The 24,514-nt window shown below is 38.8% G+C and carries 18 protein-coding genes and 1 tRNA gene; 12 read left to right on the top strand and 7 right to left on the bottom strand.

Annotation, left to right across the window (positions count from 1 at the left end; all coding sequences use genetic code 11):
- Nucleotides 1-7 precede the first annotated feature (7 nt).
- From truB to R2R71_RS20740, 5 genes are all read left to right on the top strand, one after another.
- Nucleotides 8-739 (top strand): tRNA pseudouridine(55) synthase TruB, encoded by a 732-nt coding sequence (truB, locus tag R2R71_RS20720; RefSeq protein WP_316833204.1) that lies wholly within the window; start codon nt 8-10, stop codon nt 737-739.
- Nucleotides 736-1,596 (top strand): YitT family protein, encoded by an 861-nt coding sequence (locus R2R71_RS20725; RefSeq protein WP_316833205.1) that lies wholly within the window; start codon nt 736-738, stop codon nt 1,594-1,596. Before truB ends, R2R71_RS20725 begins: the two co-directional genes overlap by 4 nt.
- Nucleotides 1,597-1,733: 137 nt before the next feature.
- A complete protein-coding gene (locus tag R2R71_RS20730) occupies nt 1,734-2,726 on the top strand; it encodes a bifunctional riboflavin kinase/FAD synthetase (protein ID WP_316833206.1) in 993 nt (330 codons plus the stop codon).
- 510 nt (nt 2,727-3,236) lie between these two features.
- Nucleotides 3,237-5,450 (top strand): cation:proton antiporter, encoded by a 2,214-nt coding sequence (locus tag R2R71_RS20735; RefSeq protein WP_316833207.1) that lies wholly within the window; start codon nt 3,237-3,239, stop codon nt 5,448-5,450.
- 131 nt (nt 5,451-5,581) lie between these two features.
- A complete protein-coding gene (locus R2R71_RS20740) occupies nt 5,582-6,616 on the top strand; it encodes a DUF2157 domain-containing protein (RefSeq protein ID WP_316833208.1) in 1,035 nt (344 codons plus the stop codon).
- 127 nt (nt 6,617-6,743) lie between these two features.
- Here the strand turns inward: R2R71_RS20740 and R2R71_RS20745 are convergent, their stop codons facing one another.
- Together R2R71_RS20745 and uvrA are read right to left on the bottom strand one after the other, a co-directional pair.
- Complete coding sequence (locus R2R71_RS20745; RefSeq protein WP_316833209.1) at nt 6,744-7,355, bottom strand: LysE family transporter; 612 nt, start codon at nt 7,353-7,355, stop codon at nt 6,744-6,746.
- Between the two features lie 58 nt (nt 7,356-7,413).
- Nucleotides 7,414-10,218 (bottom strand): excinuclease ABC subunit UvrA, encoded by a 2,805-nt coding sequence (uvrA, locus tag R2R71_RS20750; RefSeq protein ID WP_316833210.1) that lies wholly within the window; start codon nt 10,216-10,218, stop codon nt 7,414-7,416.
- Nucleotides 10,219-10,481: 263 nt separating this feature from the next.
- Between uvrA and R2R71_RS20755 the strand changes: the two genes are divergently transcribed.
- The 5 genes from R2R71_RS20755 to recA all read left to right on the top strand — a co-directional run bounded on the left by R2R71_RS20755 (nt 10,482) and on the right by recA (nt 14,748).
- Complete coding sequence (locus R2R71_RS20755) at nt 10,482-11,066, top strand: RNA polymerase sigma factor (protein ID WP_316833211.1); 585 nt, start codon at nt 10,482-10,484, stop codon at nt 11,064-11,066.
- 88 nt (nt 11,067-11,154) lie between these two features.
- Complete coding sequence (locus R2R71_RS20760) at nt 11,155-11,349, top strand: hypothetical protein (protein WP_316833212.1); 195 nt, start codon at nt 11,155-11,157, stop codon at nt 11,347-11,349.
- Nucleotides 11,350-11,586: 237 nt separating this feature from the next.
- Nucleotides 11,587-12,786 carry an MFS transporter gene (locus R2R71_RS20765; RefSeq protein ID WP_316833213.1) on the top strand — a complete coding sequence of 400 codons (1,200 nt, stop codon included), beginning with the start codon at nt 11,587-11,589 and terminating at the stop codon, nt 12,784-12,786.
- Between the two features lie 147 nt (nt 12,787-12,933).
- Complete coding sequence (gene nth, locus R2R71_RS20770; RefSeq protein WP_316833214.1) at nt 12,934-13,599, top strand: endonuclease III; 666 nt, start codon at nt 12,934-12,936, stop codon at nt 13,597-13,599.
- A gap of 135 nt (nt 13,600-13,734) precedes the next feature.
- Entirely contained in the window at nt 13,735-14,748 is a 1,014-nt protein-coding gene (gene recA, locus R2R71_RS20775; RefSeq protein WP_316833215.1) for a recombinase RecA, read from the top strand.
- A gap of 70 nt (nt 14,749-14,818) precedes the next feature.
- On the opposite strand, the gene R2R71_RS20780 is transcribed toward recA, so the two are convergent.
- Both R2R71_RS20780 and tsaD read right to left on the bottom strand, forming a co-directional pair.
- Nucleotides 14,819-15,022 (bottom strand): hypothetical protein, encoded by a 204-nt coding sequence (locus tag R2R71_RS20780; RefSeq protein WP_316833216.1) that lies wholly within the window; start codon nt 15,020-15,022, stop codon nt 14,819-14,821.
- A gap of 370 nt (nt 15,023-15,392) precedes the next feature.
- A complete protein-coding gene (gene tsaD, locus R2R71_RS20785; protein WP_316833217.1) occupies nt 15,393-16,394 on the bottom strand; it encodes a tRNA (adenosine(37)-N6)-threonylcarbamoyltransferase complex transferase subunit TsaD in 1,002 nt (333 codons plus the stop codon).
- Nucleotides 16,395-16,612: 218 nt separating this feature from the next.
- Here tsaD and R2R71_RS20790 point away from each other — a divergent pair, with 218 nt between their 5' ends.
- Nucleotides 16,613-20,899: a translocation/assembly module TamB domain-containing protein gene (locus tag R2R71_RS20790; RefSeq protein ID WP_316833218.1), complete on the top strand. Its 4,287-nt coding sequence runs from the start codon at nt 16,613-16,615 to the stop codon at nt 20,897-20,899.
- Nucleotides 20,900-20,976: 77 nt separating this feature from the next.
- Here the strand turns inward: R2R71_RS20790 and R2R71_RS20795 are convergent, their stop codons facing one another.
- The 3 genes from R2R71_RS20795 to R2R71_RS20805 all read right to left on the bottom strand — a co-directional run bounded on the left by R2R71_RS20795 (nt 20,977) and on the right by R2R71_RS20805 (nt 24,172).
- Nucleotides 20,977-22,188, bottom strand: coding sequence for a bifunctional 3,4-dihydroxy-2-butanone-4-phosphate synthase/GTP cyclohydrolase II (locus tag R2R71_RS20795; RefSeq protein ID WP_316833219.1), 1,212 nt, complete (start codon nt 22,186-22,188; stop codon nt 20,977-20,979).
- Between the two features lie 149 nt (nt 22,189-22,337).
- Nucleotides 22,338-23,762, bottom strand: a complete 1,425-nt coding sequence (locus R2R71_RS20800) for an LptF/LptG family permease (RefSeq protein WP_316833220.1) — start codon at nt 23,760-23,762, stop codon at nt 22,338-22,340.
- A 29-nt stretch (nt 23,763-23,791) separates the two neighbouring features.
- Nucleotides 23,792-24,172 carry an START-like domain-containing protein gene (locus R2R71_RS20805; RefSeq protein WP_316833221.1) on the bottom strand — a complete coding sequence of 127 codons (381 nt, stop codon included), beginning with the start codon at nt 24,170-24,172 and terminating at the stop codon, nt 23,792-23,794.
- 137 nt (nt 24,173-24,309) lie between these two features.
- On the opposite strand from R2R71_RS20805, the gene R2R71_RS20810 reads away from it, so the two are divergent.
- A tRNA-Met gene (locus R2R71_RS20810) sits at nt 24,310-24,383 on the top strand.
- Nucleotides 24,384-24,514: the final 131 nt, after the last annotated feature.

Genomic DNA, 24,514 nt, shown 5'->3' on the forward strand with positions numbered 1-24,514 from the left:
AAGATTTGTGAGTACAGAAAATTCAAAATTTAGAGATTTCAATTTTGCCGAAGGCGAACTGCTTTTAATTAATAAACCATACAAATGGACTTCCTTTGATGTGGTTGGTAAAATCAGGAATTCCTTAAAACCCTTAAAATTAAAGGTTGGTCATGCCGGTACCTTAGATCCACTGGCAACGGGTTTATTAATCATTTGCACCGGAAAATTAACCAAACAGATAGATACCTTTCAGGCCGAAGAGAAAGAATATACCGGAACCATGGTTTTAGGTGCAACCACACCTTCATTCGATATGGAAACCGAAGTTGACGAAACTTTCGACATCAGTAAAATCACAGAAACAGCCATTTACGAAGCCTGCAAACCTTTTATTGGCGATATTGAACAATATCCTCCGGCGCATTCTGCAGTAAAAATAAACGGTGAACGTCTTTATGTTAAAGCCAGACTTGGCGAAGAGGTTGAGCTGCGCAAACGTTTTGTTTCCGTTCCCGAATTCGAAATTACACGAATAGAATTACCTGAAATCGATTTCCGCATTGTATGCAGTAAAGGAACTTATATCCGCTCGCTCGTTTCTGATTTCGGAAAACAACTCAACAATGGCGCCTACCTTTCTAAACTTACACGCACCCGTAGTGGAAACTTTTTGCTTGCTGATTCGTTTGAGGTTTTAGAGCTCGTTAATTATATTCGTAGCAAGAAAGAAGAAGCTAAAGCACAGGAAGAGGCATGAACCACATTAAAAACAAGAACGCACGGTTAATAAAAGAATTACTTTTAATTGTGGCGGGGGTTACCTCAGCTTGTTTTGGTTTAAAGAGCTTTTTAATGCCGAGTCATTTCATCGATGGTGGCGTTACCGGTATATCACTTTTAGTAAGTACTTTAACGGGATGGGATTTATCTTACCTCATCGTAATTATTAACATTCCATTTGTAATTTTAGGCTACCGGCAAATCGGGAAAGGTTTCGCACTTAGAACAGCTGTAGCCATTGCTGCATTATCACTGGCTTTGGTTATTCTGCCCTTCCAGCCCATAACGCATGATAAACTATTAATCGCATTTTTTGGCGGTTTGTTTCTTGGTGGTGGTATAGGCCTGGCCATGCGTGGTGGTTGCGTAATCGATGGCACCGAGGTTTTAGCATTATACATCAGTAAAAACAGCATTTTAACCGTCGGCAATATCATCTTGATTTTAAACATCATTATTTTTGCTTTTGCTGCATACTTCCTAAATATAGAAACCGCACTGTATGCGATTTTAACGTATCTTTCGGCCTCCTACACCATTGATTACATTGTAAATGGTATAGAACAATATACTGGCGTAACCATTATATCAGAGCGCCAGGAAGCCATAAAAGGCTTTATTATTGGCAACATGAAACGGGGTGTAACCATTTATAAAGGAGAAGGTGGTTATGGCGATCAAAAAGATATCGACATTATATTTACCGTGGTTACCAAGCTGGAAATGAGTAAGCTCCAAACTGCAATCAGGCAAATTGATGCTGATGCCTTTGTGATACAACAACAAATAGCCGATTTAAAAGGCGGTGTGGTGAAACGCCACGCTTTACATTAATAATAAAATTTAAAAAGAATTTGGGCGTTACCCCAAGCTGCGCAAGGGGTCGGGCTGTACGCTAAATTCCCGATGAAAAATCGGGAGATACCGCTTCCATCCCTAACGCAAAACCAGACTCCCTAAAAAATAACCCATTGAAAATATACAACAACCTATTAGAATTTACCAAACTTGATAATGCCATTGTTACCATTGGCACTTTTGATGGTGTACATTTTGGCCATCAGAAAATCATTAAACAGCTGGTAGAAAAAGCGAAGGCCGAAAACGGAGAAAGCGTAATCTTAACCTTTTTCCCGCATCCGCGGATGATTATCGATCCTGAAAACCAGGACCTGAAAATGATCAACACCATAAATGAAAAAGCGCTGATTCTAAAAAGCCTGGGTGTCGATCACCTTATCATTACACCTTTTACCAGGGATTTTTCAAACCAACTCCCTGAAGATTATATCAAAAATACACTGGTAAACAACATTGGAACCAAACACATCATCATTGGTTACGATCACCGTTTCGGTAAAGACCGAACTGGCAACCTCGCCGATTTAAAAGCTGCAGGTTTACATTTTGGCTTCACTGTTGAAGAAATTGCCGAACAGGATATACACGATGTTGCCGTAAGCTCCACTAAAATACGTCAGGCACTTTTAGCAGGCGATGTAAGCCTTGCTGCTGATTATTTAGGTTATCCTTTCTCAATTTTCGGCAGGGTAATTAAAGGCGATAAAATTGGCCGTACCATTGGTTTCCCAACCGCAAATATCTTTGTGGAGGAAACCTATAAGCTTATCCCTGGCGATGGGATTTATGCTGTGACTGTCGAAATCGATTTTGAATCGGGGAATGCAGAAGCAGAAACACAAAAGCTGACATCAAAAAGCACTAAACCCCAAACTTTTAGGGGTATGGCCTACATTGGTCAAAGGCCAACCATAAACGGCATGACCAGAAATATTGAAGTAAATATCTTTGATTTTAACCAGGAAATTTATGGCCAGGATATCAAAATGAACTTCTTGAAATTCCTGCGTCACGATGTAAAATTCACTGGATTAGAAGCACTCACAGTTCAGCTCCAAAAAGATAAAGAAGCCACTTTGGCTTATTTTGATTCGATTGCGTAAATCGCCAAAATACAGTTTTCACTTTTAAAAAAGCCTTATTTTCGCTATATTAGCGGCAATGAGGCTTTTTTACATCATCATCTTTTTTCTTTTTTCAGTAAACTTTGCCGGTTTTGCAAGGCAGAAGAATGAAGATTATGCGCTTCGAAAAAGCAAATCTGTTAGTACAGTTTCAGTCAAAAACTTAACAAAAGTTACGCAGGGTTTTTCCAACGATAACGAACAGCTTCAGAAAGATTTAATAAACAACAATGTTTTAAAAATCTTCGGCTGTACCTGTATACTACTCACATTTCTTAGTTTTCTTTTTTTAAAGAACAAAATCAATAATGGCAAGGTTGTAATTAAAAGATTGAAATTTAATTATTGGTGCTTAATTAAAATGCTTTATCCGAAACACGTTTTCTGGTAATAAAAACCTAATTCTACCGCAGCGATGCGGAACTTCCCTAATACATCTCATGGCCGATGCCATGCTTTTTGTACATTTTTAATTTTACCGTTTTTATAATGCATTTACCAGATTTAATTGCCGATTTAGGATTAATTCTTGCCGCAGCAGGAATTACCACACTTATATTTAAAAGAATTAAACAGCCTTTGGTTTTAGGCTACATTTTGGCTGGCCTTTTAGTTGGCTCTCACCTCAGTTTTTTCCCTTCCGTAACGGATACTAAAAGTATTAATATCTGGGGCGAAATTGGTGTAATTTTCCTTTTGTTCAGTCTGGGTTTAGAGTTTAGTTTCAAAAAACTCGTAAAGGTTGGCGGTTCAGCTTCTATTACCGCCATTGTTAAAGTGCTGTTCATAATCCTTGCAGGTTACCTTGTTGCCAAAGCAATGGGCTGGTCAAATATGGATAGTCTGTTCCTCGGCGGAATCCTATCCATTTCATCAACCATGATTACCATAAAAGCTTTTGAAGAATTGGGTCTGAAACATAAGAAGTTTGCCGGCCTGGTTTTCGGGGTTTTAATTGTCGAAGATTTAGTAGCCATTTTGATCCTCGTGTTGTTTTCTACCCTGGCCGTTAGCCAGCAATCTGCAGGGACGGAGATGCTGTTTTCAATTTTAAAACTTGCCTTTTTCCTTGTGTTGTGGTTCCTGGGTGGTATATTCCTGGTTCCATCATTTTTAAAAGCAACAAAAAAGCTAATGAACGATGAAACCATGCTGGTCGTTTCACTGGCACTCTGCCTCGTAATGGTTTTGCTCGCTGATAAAGTTGGTTTTTCTCCTGCACTGGGCGCATTTATTATGGGCTCCATTCTGGCCGAAACAACACAGGCCGAACGTATTGAACATTTAACAAAATCGGTTAAGGACTTATTTGCAGCAGTTTTCTTTGTATCGGTTGGTATGCTTATCGACCCCACAATGCTGGTAAAATATGCTGTACCAATTCTTGTAGCCACATTGGTAATCATTTTCGGAAAAATTCTGTTTACCATACTGGGTGCATTACTTTCCGGACAGCCATTAAAAACCTCGGTGCAATCAGGAATGAGTTTGGCCCAAATCGGTGAGTTTTCTTTTATCATTGCATCGCTTGGTTTAACGCTAAAAGTAACCAGCGACTTCCTTTATCCTATAGCTGTAGCCGCTGCTGCAATTACCACTTTTACTACACCATACCTGATTAAGCTATCGGAGCCATTTTATCAGTTTCTGAAAAGAAAATTACCGCAAAAATGGCTCGACGGTATCGAGAGATATAGTTCAAGTACGGAGGGTATTACAACCTTGAGCGATTGGAGAATCCTATTACGCTCCTATATTTTCAACACCATTATCCATTCGGTAATTATTATAGCGATCATCTTTCTGGCTTACCGTTATGTGCAGCCTTTTATTGTTAAAAACATTGCCAATAGCCTAACTTCTATCATCATTAGTGTAATCGTTTCCTTTATTTTAATGTCGCCCTTTTTATGGGCACTATCCATCCGGAGGATTCAGAAAACAGCTTATTCGCATTTATGGCTGAATAAAAAATATACCCGCGGACCATTGATCGCCATAGAGATTTTCAGAATAGCCCTCGGTATTTTCTTTGTAGGCTTTTTAATGTACGAGTTCTTCGATACCTGGGTTGCTGCAATGATTGCTTTACTAATGATTGTATTAGGCATGATAATTTTCTCACGTAAACTACAATCGTTTTACGATAAACTCGAAAAGCGCTTTATGTTGAACTTAAATGCGAGAGAAAACCAAAAGCCCGCAATTTTACCGTGGGATACGCACCTTGCCGAATTAACAGTTTCACCAGAATCGGAAGTAGTTGGCATGACTTTATCAAGCTTGATGATCAGGGAAAAATATGGGGTGAACATTGCTATGATTGAAAGAGGCAGAAATACCATCCCAACCCCAGGCAGGGATGAAAGGCTATATCCTAATGATAAATTATTATTAATTGGAGCCGACGACCAGCTGGCAGCAGTGAAAAACATTCTGGAAGTAGATATCCCAGAAACAGAGCAGGAAAAAAGCTTCCCGGATAAAGAAATGAGTTTACAGAAAGTGGTGGTAAATACAGAATCGCCAGTTTATGGTTTAAGCATCAGAAATGCCGGAATCAGGGAAAAGGCTCAAGCTTTAATTGTTGGCATAGAACGGGGTGCTGACAAAATATTAAACCCTTCTTCTGATTTCGTATTTGACAACGGCGATGTTATCTGGATTGTTGGCAATAATAAAAAGATTAAAGAAGTGCTATAATCTGTCATTAAAAAGGAACACCACAGGAAAGCAATTTTATAAGATCTGATCAGGATGAGATTGCTTCCTTTGCTGAAAAATCAGTCTCGTAATGATGATCAAATTATTTACCTTCGTTTATAACCGGGATTATGAAAGTTGATAGAGAAAAAAGTGAATTTCTTGACGAAATGATTGATCAGTGGGAAATTGATGGTTTAATCAATGAAGAAACAGGTCAAAAGCTTCGCAAAAGTTATGAGACCAAAAACTTCGATTGGCTGCGTTTGGCTCAATATGCTTTTTGGGTAGCACTGGCTTGTGGTTTTATAGCCTTAGGTTCGCTACTGATTGATAATTCGATATTAAACTACCTTAAAAGGGTTTACGATACGCCAAACATTGTAATTGCAATCGTTTCTGGGGGATTAGCAGCCTGGTTATATATACTGGGCTTTAAAAGAAAGAAAAGCCTTCCCCATTTAAAGTTCAGCAACGAAGCAATTATATTTTCGGCAATATTGCTTACGGCAAATGCCATAGCTTATTTTGGAAAAGCATTAGATAATGGCTCAGGAAATTTTGCTGTACTGATACTAATCTCTGTTTTTGTATATGGTGCATTAGGTTATATTTTCAACTCGAGGTTAATCTGGATATTTGCTTTAATCTCCCTGGGCGCATGGTTTGGCACTGAAACCGGCTATTTAAGCCGATGGAATTATTATTTCCTCGGCATGAATTACCCCCTGCGTTTCGTAATTTTTGGAGCTGTATTAACGGCTGCATCCTTCATCATGAAAGTGAAACCAAAAATGCAGCACTTTTTCCAGGTAACTTACATCGCCGGAATGGTTTATCTTTTCGTTGCCCTGTGGGCTTTATCTGTATTTGGAAACTTTGCAAGCCTGGAAGAATGGTATAAAGTCAGGCAGTTGAGTTTATTCTACTGGGCTTTGATTTCAGCTGCTGTTTGCTTGGCAAGTACCTTATATGGACTGAAATACAGAGATGATATTGCCCGGGAGTTTGGTATCACCTTTTTATTCCTTAATTTATATACCCGCTATTTCGAATATTTTTGGGATAGCTGGCATAAAGCACTATTCTTTTCAGTATTGGCAGCTTCGTTCTGGTTAATTGGGCGGAAAGCAGAAAAGATTTGGAATGTAGAATTTCTGAAGTAAATAAAGAAATTATTAACTATTGGCTTGGCGCCATAATCCTGTCTTACCTTATCCCTTACCGATCTTTCGGCTTTAGCCAACGGCAACCAATAGAGAAAATCACTCAGGCTTCTGCCAAAAGGAAAAACTAAAAGATAATAATCAACTGCTTAACAATCAGATAAACAGCTAGTACATAAAGAAAAATGGCAATTGATTTATTAATAATCAGGCTGCTTAGTGCAAATTTCTCCTGAATAAAGGTTGCAAAATGTGCATACAGGTATAGTGCTAAAGCCGAGCCAAAACCCGAGCCAATACTAAATATAACCAGTGAAAGGTAATCGGTTTCAATCCATTCGTGAAGGATAACATAATTCCCAAAAAACAACCAGAATGGTATTTGAACCGGATTTAAAACACCAAGTATCAAACCATAAAGAACACTTCCACTACGTTTATCTTCTTTTGCACTACTTGTTTTCGGAACTTTTTTACGGTTTACCCAGGTGATTGTTCCCATTACGATAAACATCAGGATCATAAAACAATCTACCAGGGTACCAAGCCTTACCTCGCTAACCGCCTCATTTGGATTAATGTCGCTCATCGCCCAACGGGCAAAACGCATCATACCAAACGTGAAGCACACCTCTACGCAGGAGAATGACAAAATAAAATACCAAACCTGACGCATGCCTTTGTTAATGGCTAACTGGGCTACGGTTAAGTTAATGTTGCCTGGGGGGATGTAACCCATGGCGTTAAGTAATATGCCAATGAAAAACGTTAAAAAAAGCATTGCCGAAATTATGGATTTATTTTAAATGCGTAGCTAAATATTTTCCAGTATAAGAGTTTTTCGCTTTCACCAGGTCCTCAGGCATGCCTTCAAAAACAAGCTGACCGCCGCCATCACCACCCTCAGGACCGATATCGATAACCCAGTCGGCACATTTAATCATATCCATATTATGTTCGATAACCAGAATGGTATTACCTTGTTCAATCAAAGTATTCAACGCTTTAAGCAACTTTTTAATATCATGAAAATGAAGTCCCGTGGTCGGTTCATCGAAAATAAACAAGGTTTTATTTGCATTATTACCCTTTATTAAGAAAGAGGCAAGCTTAATACGTTGTGCCTCGCCACCAGATAAAGTATTCGACGATTGCCCCAGATGAACATAACCTAAGCCTACATCAACCAGCGGATTAAGTTTATTCAAGATTTTCGGTTCGTCCTTAAAGAATTCAACAGCCTCATCAATGGTCATATCAAGGATTTCAGAAACGTTTTTCTCTTTATAGGTAACATCCAGCACCTGCTGCTTAAACCTTTTGCCTCCGCAAGCTTCGCAAGGAAGGTAAATATCGGCCATAAACTGCATTTCAATCTTCACCTCACCTTCACCTTGGCAAACATCACAACGGCCACCCTCTACGTTAAACGAGAATGCAGCAGGTTTTAATCCGGCAGCCTTGGCAGCGGCTAAGCCAGAAAATAATGCCCTGATATCGTCCCAGGCTTTTACATAAGTTACCGGATTGGATCGACTCGAACGACCAATCGGATTCTGATCAACCAACTCTACAGCACTTACCAGATCATAGTTACCAAAAATCCCATCATATGCACCCGTCTGTTCACCTGCATAATTCCCTATTGCTTTCTGTAATGCTGGATACAGGATTTTCTTCACCAGACTGGTTTTACCCGAACCCGAAACACCACTTACGGCAGTAAAAACACCCAATGGAAATTTTACATCTATATTTTGAAGGTTATTTTCCCTTGCGCCCTTAATCAGGATATGGTCTTTCCATTTCCTGCGTTGTGTAGGAATGGCAATTTTTTCCTCACCAGATAAATACCGGCCTGTTAAGCTCTTTTTATCCTTAATAATTTCATCATAAGTTCCGCTGAAAACAAGGTTACCGCCATGGGTTCCGGCTTCAGGACCAATATCAATAATGTGATCGGCAGCATGCATCATTTCTTCTTCATGCTCAACCACGAGAACGGTATTACCAACATTCCGTAAAGAAACCAGTACTTCAATTAGCTTATTCGTATCGCGTGGGTGAAGGCCGATGCTCGGTTCATCCAGTACATAAATAGAGCCTACCAAACTGCTCCCCAAAGAAGTTGCCAGGTTTATTCTTTGCGACTCTCCACCCGATAAAGTATTTGAAAGACGGTTTAGCGTTAAATAACCTAAGCCAACATTATTAAGATAAAGAAAGCGGTTATTGATCTCAGCCAGCAAACGCTTGGCAATTTTAGCATCGTTTACACTTAATTTCAATTCATTAAAGAAATTCAGGGCTTTCGATAATGGCATTAAAACCACATCAATAATTGATTTATTTGCTATTTTTACATATGATGCATCTTTTCTAAGTCGCGATCCTTTACAATCAGGGCAGGTTGTTTTTCCACGATAGCGTGAAAGCATTACACGGTACTGAATTTTATAGGTCTGCTCTTCAAGTTCCTTGAAAAAAGCATAAAGACCTTCGAAATATTTATTACCTGTCCAAAGCAAACGCTGCTCTGCCTCAGTTAAGGCACTGTAGGGGCGATGTATCGGAAAATCGAATTTCGATGCCGCCTTAATAAAATTCTGCAGCCATACCCCCATTTTCTCCCCTCTCCATGGCGCAATCGCATTATCATAAACACTTTTACTTTTATCCGGAACAACTAAATCCTCATCAATACCGATGACATTTCCGTAACCCTCGCAACGCTTACATGCGCCATAAGGATTATTGAATGAGAAAAAATTAGGCGTTGGCTCTTCAAACTTTATCCCGTCTAATTCGAACCTGTCGCTAAAATGTTTTGTTTTTCCATTGGCTTCCACATAACAATCGCCCTTTCCTTCAAAAAAAGCAGTCTGTGCAGAATCGGCCAGGCGGTTCAAAGTTTCCTCTTCCGGATTGGTAACAATACGATCGATAAGAATCTGTACTGTTTTGTCGTCAGTTAATTCAACATCCTTAAAATCAGCATCATCTAAAACAGATTCAATTTTTAAAATTTTATTATTTAATAATACCCTTAAAAATCCTTTTTGTAAAAGGATAGCCAGCTCTTCCTTTATGGTTCTGTTATTATGAGGATATAGTGGGCAAAAAATAGTTACCGTTGTATCCTCCTCCATCGAACTGATGTAATCTACTACCGTACTTACTGAATCTTTTTTAACTTCTTTGCCCGAAACCGGAGAAATAGTTTTACCGATCCTGGAGAAAAGCAACTTTAAATAATCATAAATTTCTGTAGATGTACCCACCGTAGAGCGTGGATTCGACGTTATTACCTTCTGCTCGATAGCAATTGCCGGAGCAATACCTTTAATATAATCTACATCGGGTTTGTTCATCCTGCCCATAAACTGACGGGCATACGACGAAAGACTTTCTACATAACGTCGCTGTCCTTCAGCATATAAAGTATCAAATGCTAGTGAAGATTTACCTGAACCAGACATCCCCGTAACCACCACAAGTTTATTCTTTGGAATAGCAACATCTATGTTTTTCAGGTTGTGTACTCGGGCACCTTTTATAATAATATTTCTATGCGGATCTTTTTCGGCTTCTTTTTTGCTCATGAATTATTAAGATATAAAATATAACCCATTTTGCATTATTTGGGTTTTATAAAATGACATACAAAAATAGGGTACTGAGACGGTTAATTTATTTTTTAACATTTTATTTTTTGTTTTTTGATAAAAAAAACACTTTCTTTGATTATTAACAGTCTCAGAACCAAACTAACATCATTCAAAAAACATAGGAGAGCAGCTATAGAAATTAAACTTCTACAAATTAATTTTTAGCAAATAGTACGGGATTTAGTGTAGGTAAACCTATGAATTTACAATCATATAATGATCAGGACCTGGTAAAGTTATACATTACCGGGAACGAGAATGGATTGCAGGAACTTTTAAGAAGACATAAAAGCAAAATTTATACTTCTATCTACTTATTGGTTAAAGACCAATATCTGGCAGAAGATATTTTTCAGGATGCTTTTATTAAAGTGATTAACACGCTGCGATCAGGACGATATAACGAGGAAGGCAAGTTCTTGCCTTGGGTAATGCGTATTGCGCACAACTTAGTTATCGATTATTTCAGAAAAGAAAAAAGAACACCGATTATTACGAGTTCGGATGGAATGGATGTATTTAATATGCTACACTTTTATGATGAAAGTGCAGAGGAAAGAATGCTTCGCGACCAGACCCACAAAGACTTAAAAGCAATGATCCATTTACTGCCTGATGAGCAGAAAGAAGTACTTCTAATGCGTCATTATGCCGATTTAAGCTTTAAAGAAATTGCCGACTTAACCGATGTAAGTATTAATACGGCTTTAGGCCGTATGCGCTATGCTTTAAGCAACCTGCGCAAAATGCTTAAGACGAAAGAGATGACTTTCAAAGGGTAACATAAATATTACATAAAATGTTTTAGGGATTGAAATAAAGCAACTGAACTATCGTTAAGTTTATAAAACAATAACATCTTAGTTGCTTATGACAAAAACCTCTACATCAAAAACAAATGTAAATTTACCTTCACAAAACATGTTTCAGTCAACAACTGATAATGAATCGGATGCAGAAATCGACTTATTTTATGACCAGATCAAAAGTAAGTTAGATGGGCTGATGAAAAATCCTTCTGATGATACAATCAACAGGATTTTAGCCTACAGCAAAACAAAGTAAGTTTTACACGAGCAAAAAAGCTGTCCCACCATGTGAGGCAGCTTTTTTTATGCAATGAAATACGCACTCAAAAAAACTCCACCTCTTAGGTCCTACATCATCCATCTCTCATCATCCATCCTAAATCTTCCATCTTCTCCATCCCTCAGTCATTTATCTTCCATTTTTGCACCTACAACTTTCCATCTTACATTAAAAGCACTACCTTTACATAGTGTAATTTTAACACTAAGCATTATGAACAAGAACTTGCTTCCATTAACCTTAGGTGGTTTAGGTATAGGTATCACAGAATTTGTAATGATGGGACTCCTACCTGATATTGCAACTGGATTAAACGTAAGTATACCTAAGGCTGGCCATCTAATTTCAGCTTATGCACTGGGTGTGGTTATTGGTGCCCCGCTATTGATTATGATAGCTGGTAAATACCCACCTAAAAAGATATTGATCGCTTTAATGGTAATGTTTACTGTATTTAATGCATTTTCTGCATTTGCCCCAACTTTCAACACTTTATTCATTGCCCGCCTGCTTTCCGGATTACCACATGGTGCCTTCTTTGGTGTTGGCTCTGTTGTTGCCAGTCGGATTGCAGAGAAAGGAAAAGCTGCACAGTCGGTATCCTTAATGTTTATGGGTTTAACCATTGCCAACATTGTCGGTGTTCCTTTAGGTACTTTTATAGGCCACAACTTTTCGTGGCGAATCTCATTTGCAGTTGTTGTTTTTGTTGGCCTTGTAACACTATTGAGTCTTAAATTATGGCTACCTGCATTAGAAGCAACGAAAAACCGCGATTTGAAAGCGGAACTTAGCTTTTTCAAAAAACGCGACGCCTGGATTATCATCTTTATGATTTCTATTGGTACCGGAGGCCTCTTTACCTGGTACAGTTACATTGCTCCATTAATGACCGAAGTAGCAGGTTTTTCGCCAAACGCGGTAACTTACATTCTGATGCTGGCAGGCTTCGGCATGATGGTTGGAAATTACATCGGCGGCGTATTGGCTGATAAGTTTTCTCCGGCTAAGGCATCAGCTGCGCTTTTATTAACTATGGTAGTCACATTAACAGTTGTACATTTTGTTTCATTTAATCAGCCGCTGGCCTTAATCATGACTTTCGTTACCGGTGCCGTTTCCTTTGCATTGGCCGCTCCCATTCAAATGCTAATGATTCAAAGTGCTAAAGGTTCAGAAATGCTAGCTGCTTCTGCAAGTCAGGCAAGCTTTAATATTGGTAACGCATTAGGCGCATTTTTTGGCGGCCTGCCTTTGGTGTATGGTTTCGATTACACTTCACCGGCTTATGTTGGTGCAGCTATGGCCTTAGTAGGTGCTTTTTTTGCCTTTTGGCTCATTAAGCGGAAAGCATCGGGGACAGAAAGTAATGAGGAAGAGGCATCCAAAGCTGAATATGTTGTAATGCATTAAGCGGAAGAAGCTAAAATCGGAAAGCAGGGAGTACTTGGCGAAAATTATCGCTCAACCAGATTATATTTTCCTTGTTCCACTTTACATCTTTCATTTTACATTTTACATCACCCATTTTACATCCCCCATGTTTAGCTATATTTGCCAATGCTTAAAAAAGAACGTTATAAACTTTTTGTAGAACATTTCTCGGCAAAACAGCCTGATGCAGAAACCGAATTACATTATAATAATCCATATCAGCTGCTTGTAGCAGTAATTCTTTCGGCACAATGCACCGACAAAAGGGTCAATATGGTTACACCTGCCCTCTTTCAGCGTTTCCCTAATGCAAAAGCACTGGCTGAAGCTACACCCGATATTGTATTCGATTATATAAGAAGCATCAGCTATCCGAATAATAAAGCCAAACACCTGGTAGGTATGGCCAATATTTTGCTGCATGAATTTAATGATGTGGTACCTTCAGGCATTGACGACTTACAAAAAATGCCAGGTGTTGGACGTAAAACGGCTAACGTAATCGCTTCAGTAATCTATAACGCACCGGCCATGGCTGTAGATACACACGTATTCCGCGTGGCTAACCGTTTAGGTCTAACCAACGGAAAAACACCGCTTGCAGTTGAAAAAGATCTGGTTAAAAATCTCCCTGAACGCGACATCCACATTGCCCACCATTGGCTCATCTTACACGGACGTTACGTTTGTGTGGCCAGAAGCCCTAAGTGCGACATTTGCGAAATAACCTACATGTGCCGCTATTACGAACGTCTGCAAGCTAAAAAAGATCCTGAATCGGCTAAACGTTAAATTATTTTCAATTTACTATTGACATTAGCTAAAAAAGAATTACCTTAGCTAAATATTTTAGCAATACAACTTATAAACATAGCAGCATATTAGCCGACAATTCAATTATATTTACCGAAACAAATTTAAATAAATATGGCAAGCGCAAATCCAGATAAATTAAAAGCCCTACAATTAACCTTAGATAAACTTGAAAAATCTTATGGTAAAGGTACCATAATGAAACTAGGCGAAACAGCCGTAGAGGCGATTGAATATATATCAACTGGTTCTATCGGTTTAGATATCGCTTTAGGTATTGGTGGTATCCCAAAAGGTAGGATCATAGAAATTTATGGCCCTGAGTCATCAGGTAAGACAACTTTAGCCACGCACATCATCGCCGAAGCGCAGAAAAAAGGTGGCATTGCTGCATTTATCGATGCCGAGCATGCTTTTGATCAGTTTTATGCTAAAAAATTAGGTGTAGATACCGACAATCTTTTAATTTCTCAGCCGGATAACGGTGAGCAGGCATTGGAGATTGCCGATAACCTGATTCGTTCAGGAGCTATAGATGTTATTGTAATTGACTCTGTTGCTGCCCTTGTTCCTAAAAGTGAAATTGAAGGTGAAATGGGTGACAGCAAAATGGGATTACACGCCCGTTTGATGAGCCAGGCCCTGCGTAAACTAACCGGAACAATTGCAAAAACCGGCTGTTGCTGTATCTTCATTAACCAGTTACGTGATAAAATTGGTGTAATGTTTGGTAACCCTGAAACAACGACTGGTGGTAACGCATTAAAATTCTATGCTTCAGTTCGTTTAGATATCCGCCGTATTTCGCAGATTAAAGATACTGACGAAGTTTCTGGTAACCGCGTAAAAGTGAAAATCGTTAAAAATAAAGTTGCCCCACCTTTCCGTATTGCCGAATTTGATGTAATGTTTGGTGAAGGTATTTCTAAAAATGGCGAAATTATCGATTTAGGTGTCGATTTTGGCATCATCAAAAAAGCAGGTTCATGGTTCTCTTATGGCGATACAAAACTTGGCCAGGGAAGAGATGCCGTTAAACAGCTTTTAAGTGATAACCCGGAGCTTGCCGACGAACTAGAAGCAAAAATCAAAGCCGAAGTAACTGGCGAACACCTGGAAGAAAAGTAATTTAAAATAGCAAACAAAAGCCCCGAATTGGAATCAATTCGGGGCTTTTGCATTTTATTCTAGCTGATTTTTAATTTCCGTCCTGACTAAAAATTGCGTTAAAGTCTTTAGTTACATAAACAATAACCAGTATCGCTGCGATAATCAGGGCACCTAAAATAATAACACCCCAACTTCCTTTCAGCTTATTTTTATCTTTTCTAATCAGATAATATAAAATTCCGATTAGTGGAATTGCACAAACAATCCAAAATATTAACGATGCTCCTGTCATATAAAAAAATAATTATCAAATTTCAATTGTCAAACGGTTTTAACTTAGTTATTTCTCTAGCCATTTACCACAAATATACAAAGTCAGTTGGCAGTTTACAGTTAGCAATTAGCAAAGTTTGCCATAAACCCATCGACTCCGTTCCGGCTGACAACCAGTTCTGAGTTGGCAGTTTGGAGTTAATCGACTTAAACAATTAACCAGTTAACCTTCGCATTTACCAAAGTTTGCAATAACCCCTTCTACTCCATTAAGGATGACAACCAGTTCTGAATTGGCAGTATAGAGTTAAGCGGACTAAACAATTAAGCAGTTAACCTTCGCACTTACCAATGAACAAATGGCTAATGAACCAATGAACTAACGTACCTTAAAACTCCAATCTCGCCATTGGTGATACATCCTGCCCTACAAAATCCTGTTTCAGATATTTATGATAACCCGCTATGGCGATCATTCCTGCATTATCAGTACAATATTGAAACGCCGGTATATAAACATTCCATCCTAACGCCAAAGCAGTTTCCTGCAAGGTATTCCTTAGTCCCGAATTAGCCGATACACCACCAGCAATGGCAATTTCTTTAATACCGTATTGTATAGCTGCTTTCTTCAGCTTATTTAGTAAAATCTGGATAATACTGTATTGAACCGAAGCACAGATATCATTTAAGTTTTCAGCTATAAAATCAGGATTTTCCTTCTCCTGATTCCTGATAAAATAAAGCACTGAAGTTTTGAAGCCACTAAAACTGAAATTTAAATCATCTATTTTAGGCTCAGCAAATTTAAAAGCTTTCGGGTTACCCAATTGCGCATGCTTATCAATTAAAGGTCCTCCCGGATAGGGTAGCTGCAAAATCTTTGCTGTTTTATCAAAAGCCTCTCCGGCTGCATCATCCAACGTTTCACCAACTATTTCCATGTCGAAATAATCCTTAACCAGCACAATTTGTGTATGCCCGCCAGATACCGTTAAACATAAAAACGGGAAAGCCGGCTTCGGCTCATCTATGAAATGAGCCAGGATATGTGCATGCATGTGGTTAACAGCAATTAATGGCACATTAAGTGCCAGCGCAAATGATTTCGCAAAAGAAACACCAACCAATAACGAACCCAATAATCCCGGTCCACGGGTAAAAGCAACAGCTGTAATGTCCTGTTTTGTAACACCAGCATTTTTTAAAGCCTGCGCAACGGCGGGTACAATATTTTGCTGATGTACCCTGGAAGCCAATTCAGGGATTACACCACCATAATTTTCATGAATTGTTTGGTTTGCAATAACATTGGCCGTAATTTTGCCGTTGTTACAGATAGCGACTGATGTATCATCGCAGGAAGACTCGATAGCAAGTATAACAGACAAATTATTTTTATTTAAGACACAAAATTATTAAAAAACTATTTAAAATACTCCTCTGGATAATTGCATCAATAATTTTGCTGCTTGCGCTTCTCATTTTTTCGCTGCAATTTAAGTCCGTTCAAACTTTTTTTGCAAAAAAAGCTGCTGCCTACTTATCAAAGGAGCTTAACACTACTGTTTCCATTAAAAGCCTGTACATCAAACCTTTCAAATCCATTGTGTTCGAAGATTTGCTCGTTCTGGATTTACAGAAAGATACTTTACTGAACACGCCGGCACTTATGGTCGATATCAATCAGTTATCCATCGAAAAAAAGATAATTGACATAAACACCGTACAAATCAATAACGGAACATTCTTTCTAAAAGATTTCAAAGATAATTCTTCTAACCTCGATTTCATTATAAATTACTTCGATTCAGGTAAACCTAGTGTAAAAGATCCAACTAAAAAGCCCTACAAAATTGATTTAAGGAGAACAATCATAAATAAGCTCAATTTCAAATACAAAAACTTTAAAGCAAAAGATTTAAGCCAGGGTAACAGCGTAAATTTTGATAACGTCGATGTTAAGGATCTGAGCATGATTCTAGAGGGTTTAGACACGAAAAACCACTTGCTTAAAACCAATATTAAAAACCTGACCCTACGGGAAAGAAGTGGCTTTTATCTTAAAAACCTAAGCGCTGAAACTACCGTTGATTCAAATGCTATCGAGTTGAAAAACCTACTGTTGGTTACCAATCAAAGTCGTTTAACCAATTATTATCAGATGAAATTTAAAACCTTCAGGGATTTTAATCATTACATCGATAATGTACGTATGAAAGCCATCTTTAAAGATAGCCACATTACCTCTAAGGATGTCGCCTATTTCGCACCGGAACTAAAAGACATGAAGCTTGACCTGGATGTGGATGGACAGATTACCGGCCTGGTAAACAACTTAAAAGCCAAAAAGCTTTCAGTAAAATCAGGAAAAGCAACCTATATAAAAGGCGATTTCATAATTAAAGGTTTACCAAAATGGGAAGAAACTTTTATGGACCTGAAAATCGACATGGCCGGAACCAACAAAACCGACCTCGATGAAGTACTTGCCGGTATTACGGGTAAAAAGAAAGCCATCGTTCCATCGATAATAAACAAGTTTGGAAACATTAACTTCAATGGAAGCTTTACCGGTTTCCAGAACGATTTTATCGCTTATGGCGAATTTAAAACCAAACTGGGCCGTGTGGTTTCTGATGTCAACATGAAAATCGATAAAAATGACGTGCCATCCTATTCAGGTAATGTTAAAACATACGATTTCAACTTGGGCAACCTGCTTGATGAAAAGAGCTTAGGGAGAATAAGTTCATCCTTATACGTAAAAGGCAAGGGTACCGAACTTAAACACCTGACAGAAAAGCTTAACGGCACTGTAGATTATATTGATTTTAATGATTACCGCTACCGCAATGTGAAAGTTGATGGTACTTTCGATAAAAAATATTTCGACGGTAAATTAAGCATCAACGACAAAAACATAAAGCTTATGTTTGATGGTGGTGTAAACCTGAACCCGAAACTGCCGGTATTTAACTTCAATGCCACCATTTCAGGCGCAAAATTAAAGGCACTCCATTTACTTAAAGACTCACTTAGGGTTGATGCGAAATTTAACACCAATTTTTCAGGGACAAACCTGAACAACATTGAAGGAAGGCTCCGTATACAGGAAATCACCCTGAAAAATCCTAAGGGTACCTACAGTATAGACTCGGTAGAACTTACGGCAAATGGTAAAGGTGTGGAGCGTACGCTGAATATTAAATCCGATATCCTCGATGCCAGTATCAGCGGGAAATATGATTTAAATTCTATTGGTTCGTATTACAAAGCAATAGCCAAAACCTACGTTCCATCCTTCCAGACCAAAATCATTAAATACAACGAGCAGATTTTTCAGTTCAACTTAAAGGTGAAGAAATTTGAGCCTCTGGCCCAGCTGATCTCACCAGGACTTGAGCTTGCCGAGGGTGCTAACTTCATCGGTAACTTCGATTCACGCAACAATACCGCCACATTGAACGGCTTTGTAAAAAACCTTAAATACCAGGGAATAGTGGTAAACAATATTATTGTCGATGAAAATACCACACCCCAACAACTCCAGCTCAACGTAACATCCGACAGGGTACAGATTAACGATAGTCTTTTCATTAAAGATGTAAACATTTCGAACATCCTCAGGAACGACAGTCTGGCCTTCAACTTAAAAATGTCGAGTACACTCGAAGAAAACCAACTCGACTTAAACGGCCTGGTTGAGTTCACTAAAAACCAGGATACCACAGCCAGATTGAGTGTCTTACCTTCCATCTTAAAAATTAATCACGAAGAATGGCGCATACAGGAGAAAGTACGCATCATTTTGAACAACGGAAAAACCGAGATAAAGAACTTCGATTTAACCAATGGAAACCAGCAAATTACCGTAGATGGATTAATCTCTGAAGACCCGAAAGATCTATTGCAGGTCGGCTATAAAGATTTCAACCTTCGGACATTGAACCCTTTTACAAAAGGTTTTGGCGTAAAACTAAGCGGAAATGTAAATGGTAAAACAGATTTATATGGCATATTAAAAGTGCCACAGATTAAGAATGATTCGAAAATAGATTCCCTTAATTTTAACGACATCTACATCGGCACACTAACTGATACCTCATCATTCAACAGTGATAAGAACCTGATTAATGTGTATACCCGGATTATGGCCGATGACTCAGAGACCTTTAAACTTACGGGAAATTTAGACCTTAAGGAAAAGGATATCGACCTGAAAGTTAAAATGGATGATAGTAAACTTACCATCTTCGAACCATTCGTTAAAACACTTGTATCAAACCTAAAGGGAAATGTTTCTTCCGATTTAACAGTTAGGGGTAAATTCGATAACCCAAAAATTAACGGCTCACTGTCTTTCGATAAAGGTGAACTGATGGTAAACTACCTGAAAACAACCTATGTAATCAGCGATGAAGTTCAGGTAGAAAACAGTGTAATTAATCTCGACAACTTTAAACTGGCAGATCTTGAAGGCCATGAAGCAACCGCAAATGGTACAGTAGATTTAAATAACATAGACGACCCTACCCTCAAAGTTGAGGTAGATGCCGAAAGTTTCATGGCACTTAACACCACCGCGAAAGATAATTCAGTTTATTATGGTAAAGCCTACGGAACTGGTCTTTTTAAATTTACTGGCCCTACCAGTAAGATGAAGATCGACATCAAGGCCAAAACCGAAAAAGGAACCGTATTTAATTTACCGCTAAACAGCTCAGAAACAGTGGCCGATAAAGATTTCATTAATTTTATCAGCAGAGATTCGGCAAAAGTGGTGAAGAAAACCACAAACTTCGAAGGATTAACCCTAACGTTTAAGCTAACTATCGATCCGAATACCACGGCGAATATTTATACAACCCTGGGCAACTTAAGTGGTAAAGGTAATGCCGAGCTCAACCTGAACATTAACAGTCTTGGCGATTTTGAAATGTCGGGCGATTACATCATCGAAACCGGTAGTTTCGACTTTACGGCTCAGGAGGTAATTAACAAAAAATTCGCCATCAGGCAAGGGGGAACCATCCGGTGGACAGGAAACCCTAGCGCCGCACAAATTAACCTGAAAGCAGTTTACGCATTAAGGGCTAACCTTAACGAACTTTTCAAGGCGGCCAACCGCGATGTAAGCAGCAGTGCAAACCAGCGTGTGGATACAGAAGTGGAAATGGGCTTAACAGGTTTACTGTTACAACCAGATATTAAGCTGGATATCAACTTCCCGTCGCAGCCATCAATTAAAGAGCAGCTTCAGGCTTATCTGAGCGATCAGAACAACCTGAACCTGCAGGCATTCAGTTTAATCATCAGAAGGAGTTTCGCTACAGGTAACGGCGGGCAATCTATCGGTAATCAGATAGGAACCACCGCAACGAGTACCGCTACAGAACTTGTATTTAACCAGTTTAACAATGTACTCTCTTCTTTAAATCTGAATTTCGTCGATTTAAACGTAAAATCTTTGAGTGAAGCCAATGCCTCGTTTAAGTTCTTTAACGACCGCCTGATTATCAATGCCGGCATTGTAGATCGCAACAGTTTAAACGATTTCACGGTAATCGATTTTTCTAAAAATAATGTAGGTAGCGAGGTAGAAGCTTTATTCCTGATCAGAAAAGATGGAAGCTTAACCGGTAAACTGGCTAATAAACCACCAACTCAGCAAAGTATATTCCTGAATAGTGGAATCAGCGCTACCGCAAATGTAACGTCGGTGGGCTTGGTATACACCCAGCAGTTCGACACTTTTAAAGAGTTTTTACAGAAAATTACAGGTGCTTACCGAAGAAACTTAAGGAAGAAACAGGAAGAACAGCCCGTTAAAACAAACAAATCAATAAGTAAGGAAGCGATTATTAACGACAGGAAAAATAATCCGAAAAGGTAGGAACAATAACCCTGTTAAAAACAAAACAGCACTTAATTAAAAGCTGATCGCTGATAATTAAGTGCTGTGAATATATATTAGCCTTTCATAATAGAATGGCCCATTTTATCCCTCTTGGTTTTCAAATAGCGTTCGTTATGAACATTACTCTCAATCTCGATCGGAATATTTTCTACAATTTCTAAACCGTAGCCAATTAAACCGGCACGTTTGGTTGGGTTATTACTCATCAAACGCATTTTGGTTACACCCTGCGATCTTAAAATCTGTGCACCAACACCGTAATCACGCTCATCACCTTTAAAGCCTAACTTAATATTAGCTTCAACCGTATCAAAACCAGCGTCCTGTAAATTATACGAGCGTAGTTTATTGATAAGACCGATACCGCGTCCTTCCTGGTTCATGTAAACCACAACACCCTTACCTTCTTTCTCAATCATTTCCAAAGCCTTGTGCAACTGCGGACCGCAATCGCACCTGCACGAACCAAAAATATCACCCGTAACACACGAGCTGTGCACGCGGGCAAGGATTGGCTCGCCGGCTTTCCACTCACCCTTTGATATCGCCAGATGCGTAGCATTATTATCAAGTTGCGTATAGGCAGTCATTTTGAAATCGCCCCAGGCAGTGGGTAAATCGATGGTTACTTCCTGCTTTACCAGGCTATCAATACCTAAACGATAGGCAATTAAATCTTCTATAGATATGATTTTAAGCTGGTGTTGCTCAGCAATCTTAAATAAATCAGGTAAACGGGCCATTTCGCCATCTTCCTTCAAAATTTCTACCAAAACTCCTGCTGGTTTCATTCCCGCTAAACGGGCTAAGTCTACCGCAGCTTCAGTATGCCCTGCCCTTCTGATTACACCACCATCTTTGGCCCTTAAAGGGAAAATATGGCCCGGCCTGCCAAGCTCATCAGGATTCGTATTTGGATTTACCAGCGCCAGCATCGTTTTAGAACGGTCGCTTGCCGAAATCCCCGTAGTACAGCCATGGCCAACCAGATCAACTGAAACCGTAAAGTTAGTTTCATAGGCCGCCGTATTCTTGCCAACCATTAAGTTCAGGTTAAGCTCATCACAACGCTCTTCAGTTAAGGGCGCACAAATTAAACCACGGCCATAAGTTGCCATGAAGTTAATCACCTCTGGCGTTGCGTTCTCAGCTGCAGTTAAAAAATCACCTTCATTCTCTCTGTCCTCATCGTCAACAACGATAATAACTTTACCGGCTTTGATATCATCAATAGCCTCTTGTATAGTGTTTAATTTTGTTTGCATTTTTTATAAAGTACAATATCAATAAACAACCACTGCCCATTACGGCTTCTTAACCTAAAAAAGCATGGCATTTATTAACACAAAGGTACAATCTTATTAAGCAATATGCTTAAGAATATATCATTTGTAAGTAAAGGAAAATCGGGAGATTACGATTCCTTTTTCTTGAAGAATTTGGCAAAAAACTGCTTGTATTGATTAATATCGAATAGTGCAGAATCGGCTGTTGCTTTGTAAGTTAAAAATATTGCCAGTGGTGTTAAAATGATAAAGGCAATCCACATCCCGAAAATCGGATTGATACTCCCTTCCCTCGCCGATTTCTCCGCTACGGTAGTTACAATGTGGTAAATAAGGAAAAAGGAAATCGCGATAACCACAGGTAAACCCATTCCGCCCTTTCTGATAATCGCCCCCAATGGCGCTCCGATAAAAAACAGCAAAATACAGGATGCAGCAAGCGTAAATTTCCGCTGGTATTCTACACTGGTAAAAATAATCTCTCCCCGTAAATCTTCCTGGCGGGGAACACTGTTTGCCAAACTCTGGTTAATAACCGAAACAATATTCGATGCATTCTGAATACTCGACAACCTTGAGCCATTAGGAATACTCTTTAAAATATTTTTATCGATTTTTTTAGCCACAACCTTGAGCTTGCTGTAGCCCTGTGTAATATTATTTTGTTTAAAATTATTACCCAGGCTCCTGCCGGTATTGCGGTAAAGCGTATCCATTTGCTTCGAAAGCGAATCCCTTTTCCTCACAATACCTTTCAGGTTCAGCATCACCGTACTGTTACCAAAAGCTCCCTGATCGGTTTTTTGCATATCGAATGATTCCATGCTGAACTTCGGCTCAGTTTCCTTAAACCGGCTTCGCGAAAGAATTTGCCTCGGATTATAAATTCCGTTACTGCTCGACTGCTCCTCGTAGGTTACCCCATCTTTAAGGTTAAAAATCAGAAACTTCCCATCCTTCGATTTTTTCATTTCACCTTCTCTGGCCAGAATTACCTTAGGAATACCGTTGGTCCCCTTATGGTCGTAAATCATAATCCCGAACATTTTACCATCCTCATCCTTACTGTTTACGCGGATAGAATAATCAGGAATACTGTTATTAAAAACACCAGGCTTAATTAAAAATGCAAGCTTCTTATTTCTTACATCATACATTAACGAGTAAAACTTAAGATTGGCTTTTGGGAGAATATAGTTAGAGAAAAAAAACGAACCTATGGTAAGTCCGATAATTAAAACCATTAAAGGCTGCATGGCTTTCTGAAGTGAAATACCAGCCGATTTGATGGCGACCAGCTCATAGTTTTCACCCAATGTGCCAAAAGTCATGATCGAGGAAAGTAATACAGATAAGGGCAAAGCCATTGAAATCTGAACCATCGACTGATAATACATCAGTTCGAAAATGGTGTACCATTCAAAGCCCTTACCAATTAAATCATCAACATATTTAAATAGAAAAAACATCAAAAGGATAAACATTACCACAAAAAAAGTGGCAATAAAAGGCCTTATAAATGTTTTTATTATTAGAAGATGTATTTTTTTCACCCTACAAAGGTAAGCAAAGCGCAGATATATTAGGCACCTAAAACGCTGATCAGGTAATCAATCTGGTTATCCCAGATTAATTTTTTCTCGGCAAGCAGCTCGTCGGTAGAGAAATCTGTAATCGCTAAAGCAACATCATTGGTCAGCTCATCCTGTACAATTTCCATCTCGAAATAGCACTGTGGTTCATCATCAATCCACTTGAATTTAACAAGTTTGTTCTCTTTTACAGAAATAAGTTTAGCTTTTTGCGTTTCATCATCCCAGGTAAAAGTGTAAACCTGGTCGCGGAAATTAACATCGTCGGCAAACCATTGCGATAAGCCATTTGGCTCACTTATAAAACTATACAGTATTCGTGGTGACGATTTAACCTCGTACTCAAGCGTAAATTTTTTCTTATCTGCCATGTTAATTCATTACCAGAACAAAACTCCGGACTACTTTTTTTATTTTATTTTTCTAAAGAAAGGTAAATTATTCTATATTTGCAACTCCAAAAAATAACCACACAAATATTTGATAATATAAGCAAATATTTTTACCCGGCGGGGTAGCTCAGATGGTTAGAGCGCAGGATTCATAACCCTGAGGTCGGCAGTTCGATCCTGCTCCCCGCTACTGATTAAAAGCTCATCGAAAGATGGGCTTTTTTTGTTTAAAAATCTTTTAAATTAAATATTGATATTTAGAACTAGAAATCCTCATTTATCAATACACTACATTCCTTCTATCATAGTGGAATGTCAGGG

The organism is Pedobacter aquatilis, assembly GCF_032678405.1.
Lineage (GTDB): Bacteria > Bacteroidota > Bacteroidia > Sphingobacteriales > Sphingobacteriaceae > Pedobacter > Pedobacter aquatilis_A.

Excerpts from the sequence above, each read along its gene's own strand:
- R2R71_RS20735 (WP_316833207.1), top strand. The coding sequence starts at position 3,237 with ATGCATTTACCAGATTTAATTGCCGATTTAGGATTAATTCTTGCCGCA.
- R2R71_RS20795 (WP_316833219.1), bottom strand. The coding sequence starts at position 22,188 with ATGCAAACAAAATTAAACACTATACAAGAGGCTATTGATGATATCAAA.
- R2R71_RS20755 (WP_316833211.1), top strand. The coding sequence starts at position 10,482 with ATGAATTTACAATCATATAATGATCAGGACCTGGTAAAGTTATACATT.
- nth (WP_316833214.1), top strand. The coding sequence starts at position 12,934 with ATGCTTAAAAAAGAACGTTATAAACTTTTTGTAGAACATTTCTCGGCA.
- R2R71_RS20725 (WP_316833205.1), top strand. The coding sequence starts at position 736 with ATGAACCACATTAAAAACAAGAACGCACGGTTAATAAAAGAATTACTT.
- R2R71_RS20765 (WP_316833213.1), top strand. The coding sequence starts at position 11,587 with ATGAACAAGAACTTGCTTCCATTAACCTTAGGTGGTTTAGGTATAGGT.
- R2R71_RS20740 (WP_316833208.1), top strand. The coding sequence starts at position 5,582 with ATGAAAGTTGATAGAGAAAAAAGTGAATTTCTTGACGAAATGATTGAT.
- R2R71_RS20805 (WP_316833221.1), bottom strand. The coding sequence starts at position 24,172 with ATGGCAGATAAGAAAAAATTTACGCTTGAGTACGAGGTTAAATCGTCA.
- R2R71_RS20780 (WP_316833216.1), bottom strand. The coding sequence starts at position 15,022 with ATGACAGGAGCATCGTTAATATTTTGGATTGTTTGTGCAATTCCACTA.
- recA (WP_316833215.1), top strand. The coding sequence starts at position 13,735 with ATGGCAAGCGCAAATCCAGATAAATTAAAAGCCCTACAATTAACCTTA.
- R2R71_RS20745 (WP_316833209.1), bottom strand. The coding sequence starts at position 7,355 with ATGGGTTACATCCCCCCAGGCAACATTAACTTAACCGTAGCCCAGTTA.
- R2R71_RS20760 (WP_316833212.1), top strand. The coding sequence starts at position 11,155 with ATGACAAAAACCTCTACATCAAAAACAAATGTAAATTTACCTTCACAA.
- uvrA (WP_316833210.1), bottom strand. The coding sequence starts at position 10,218 with ATGAGCAAAAAAGAAGCCGAAAAAGATCCGCATAGAAATATTATTATA.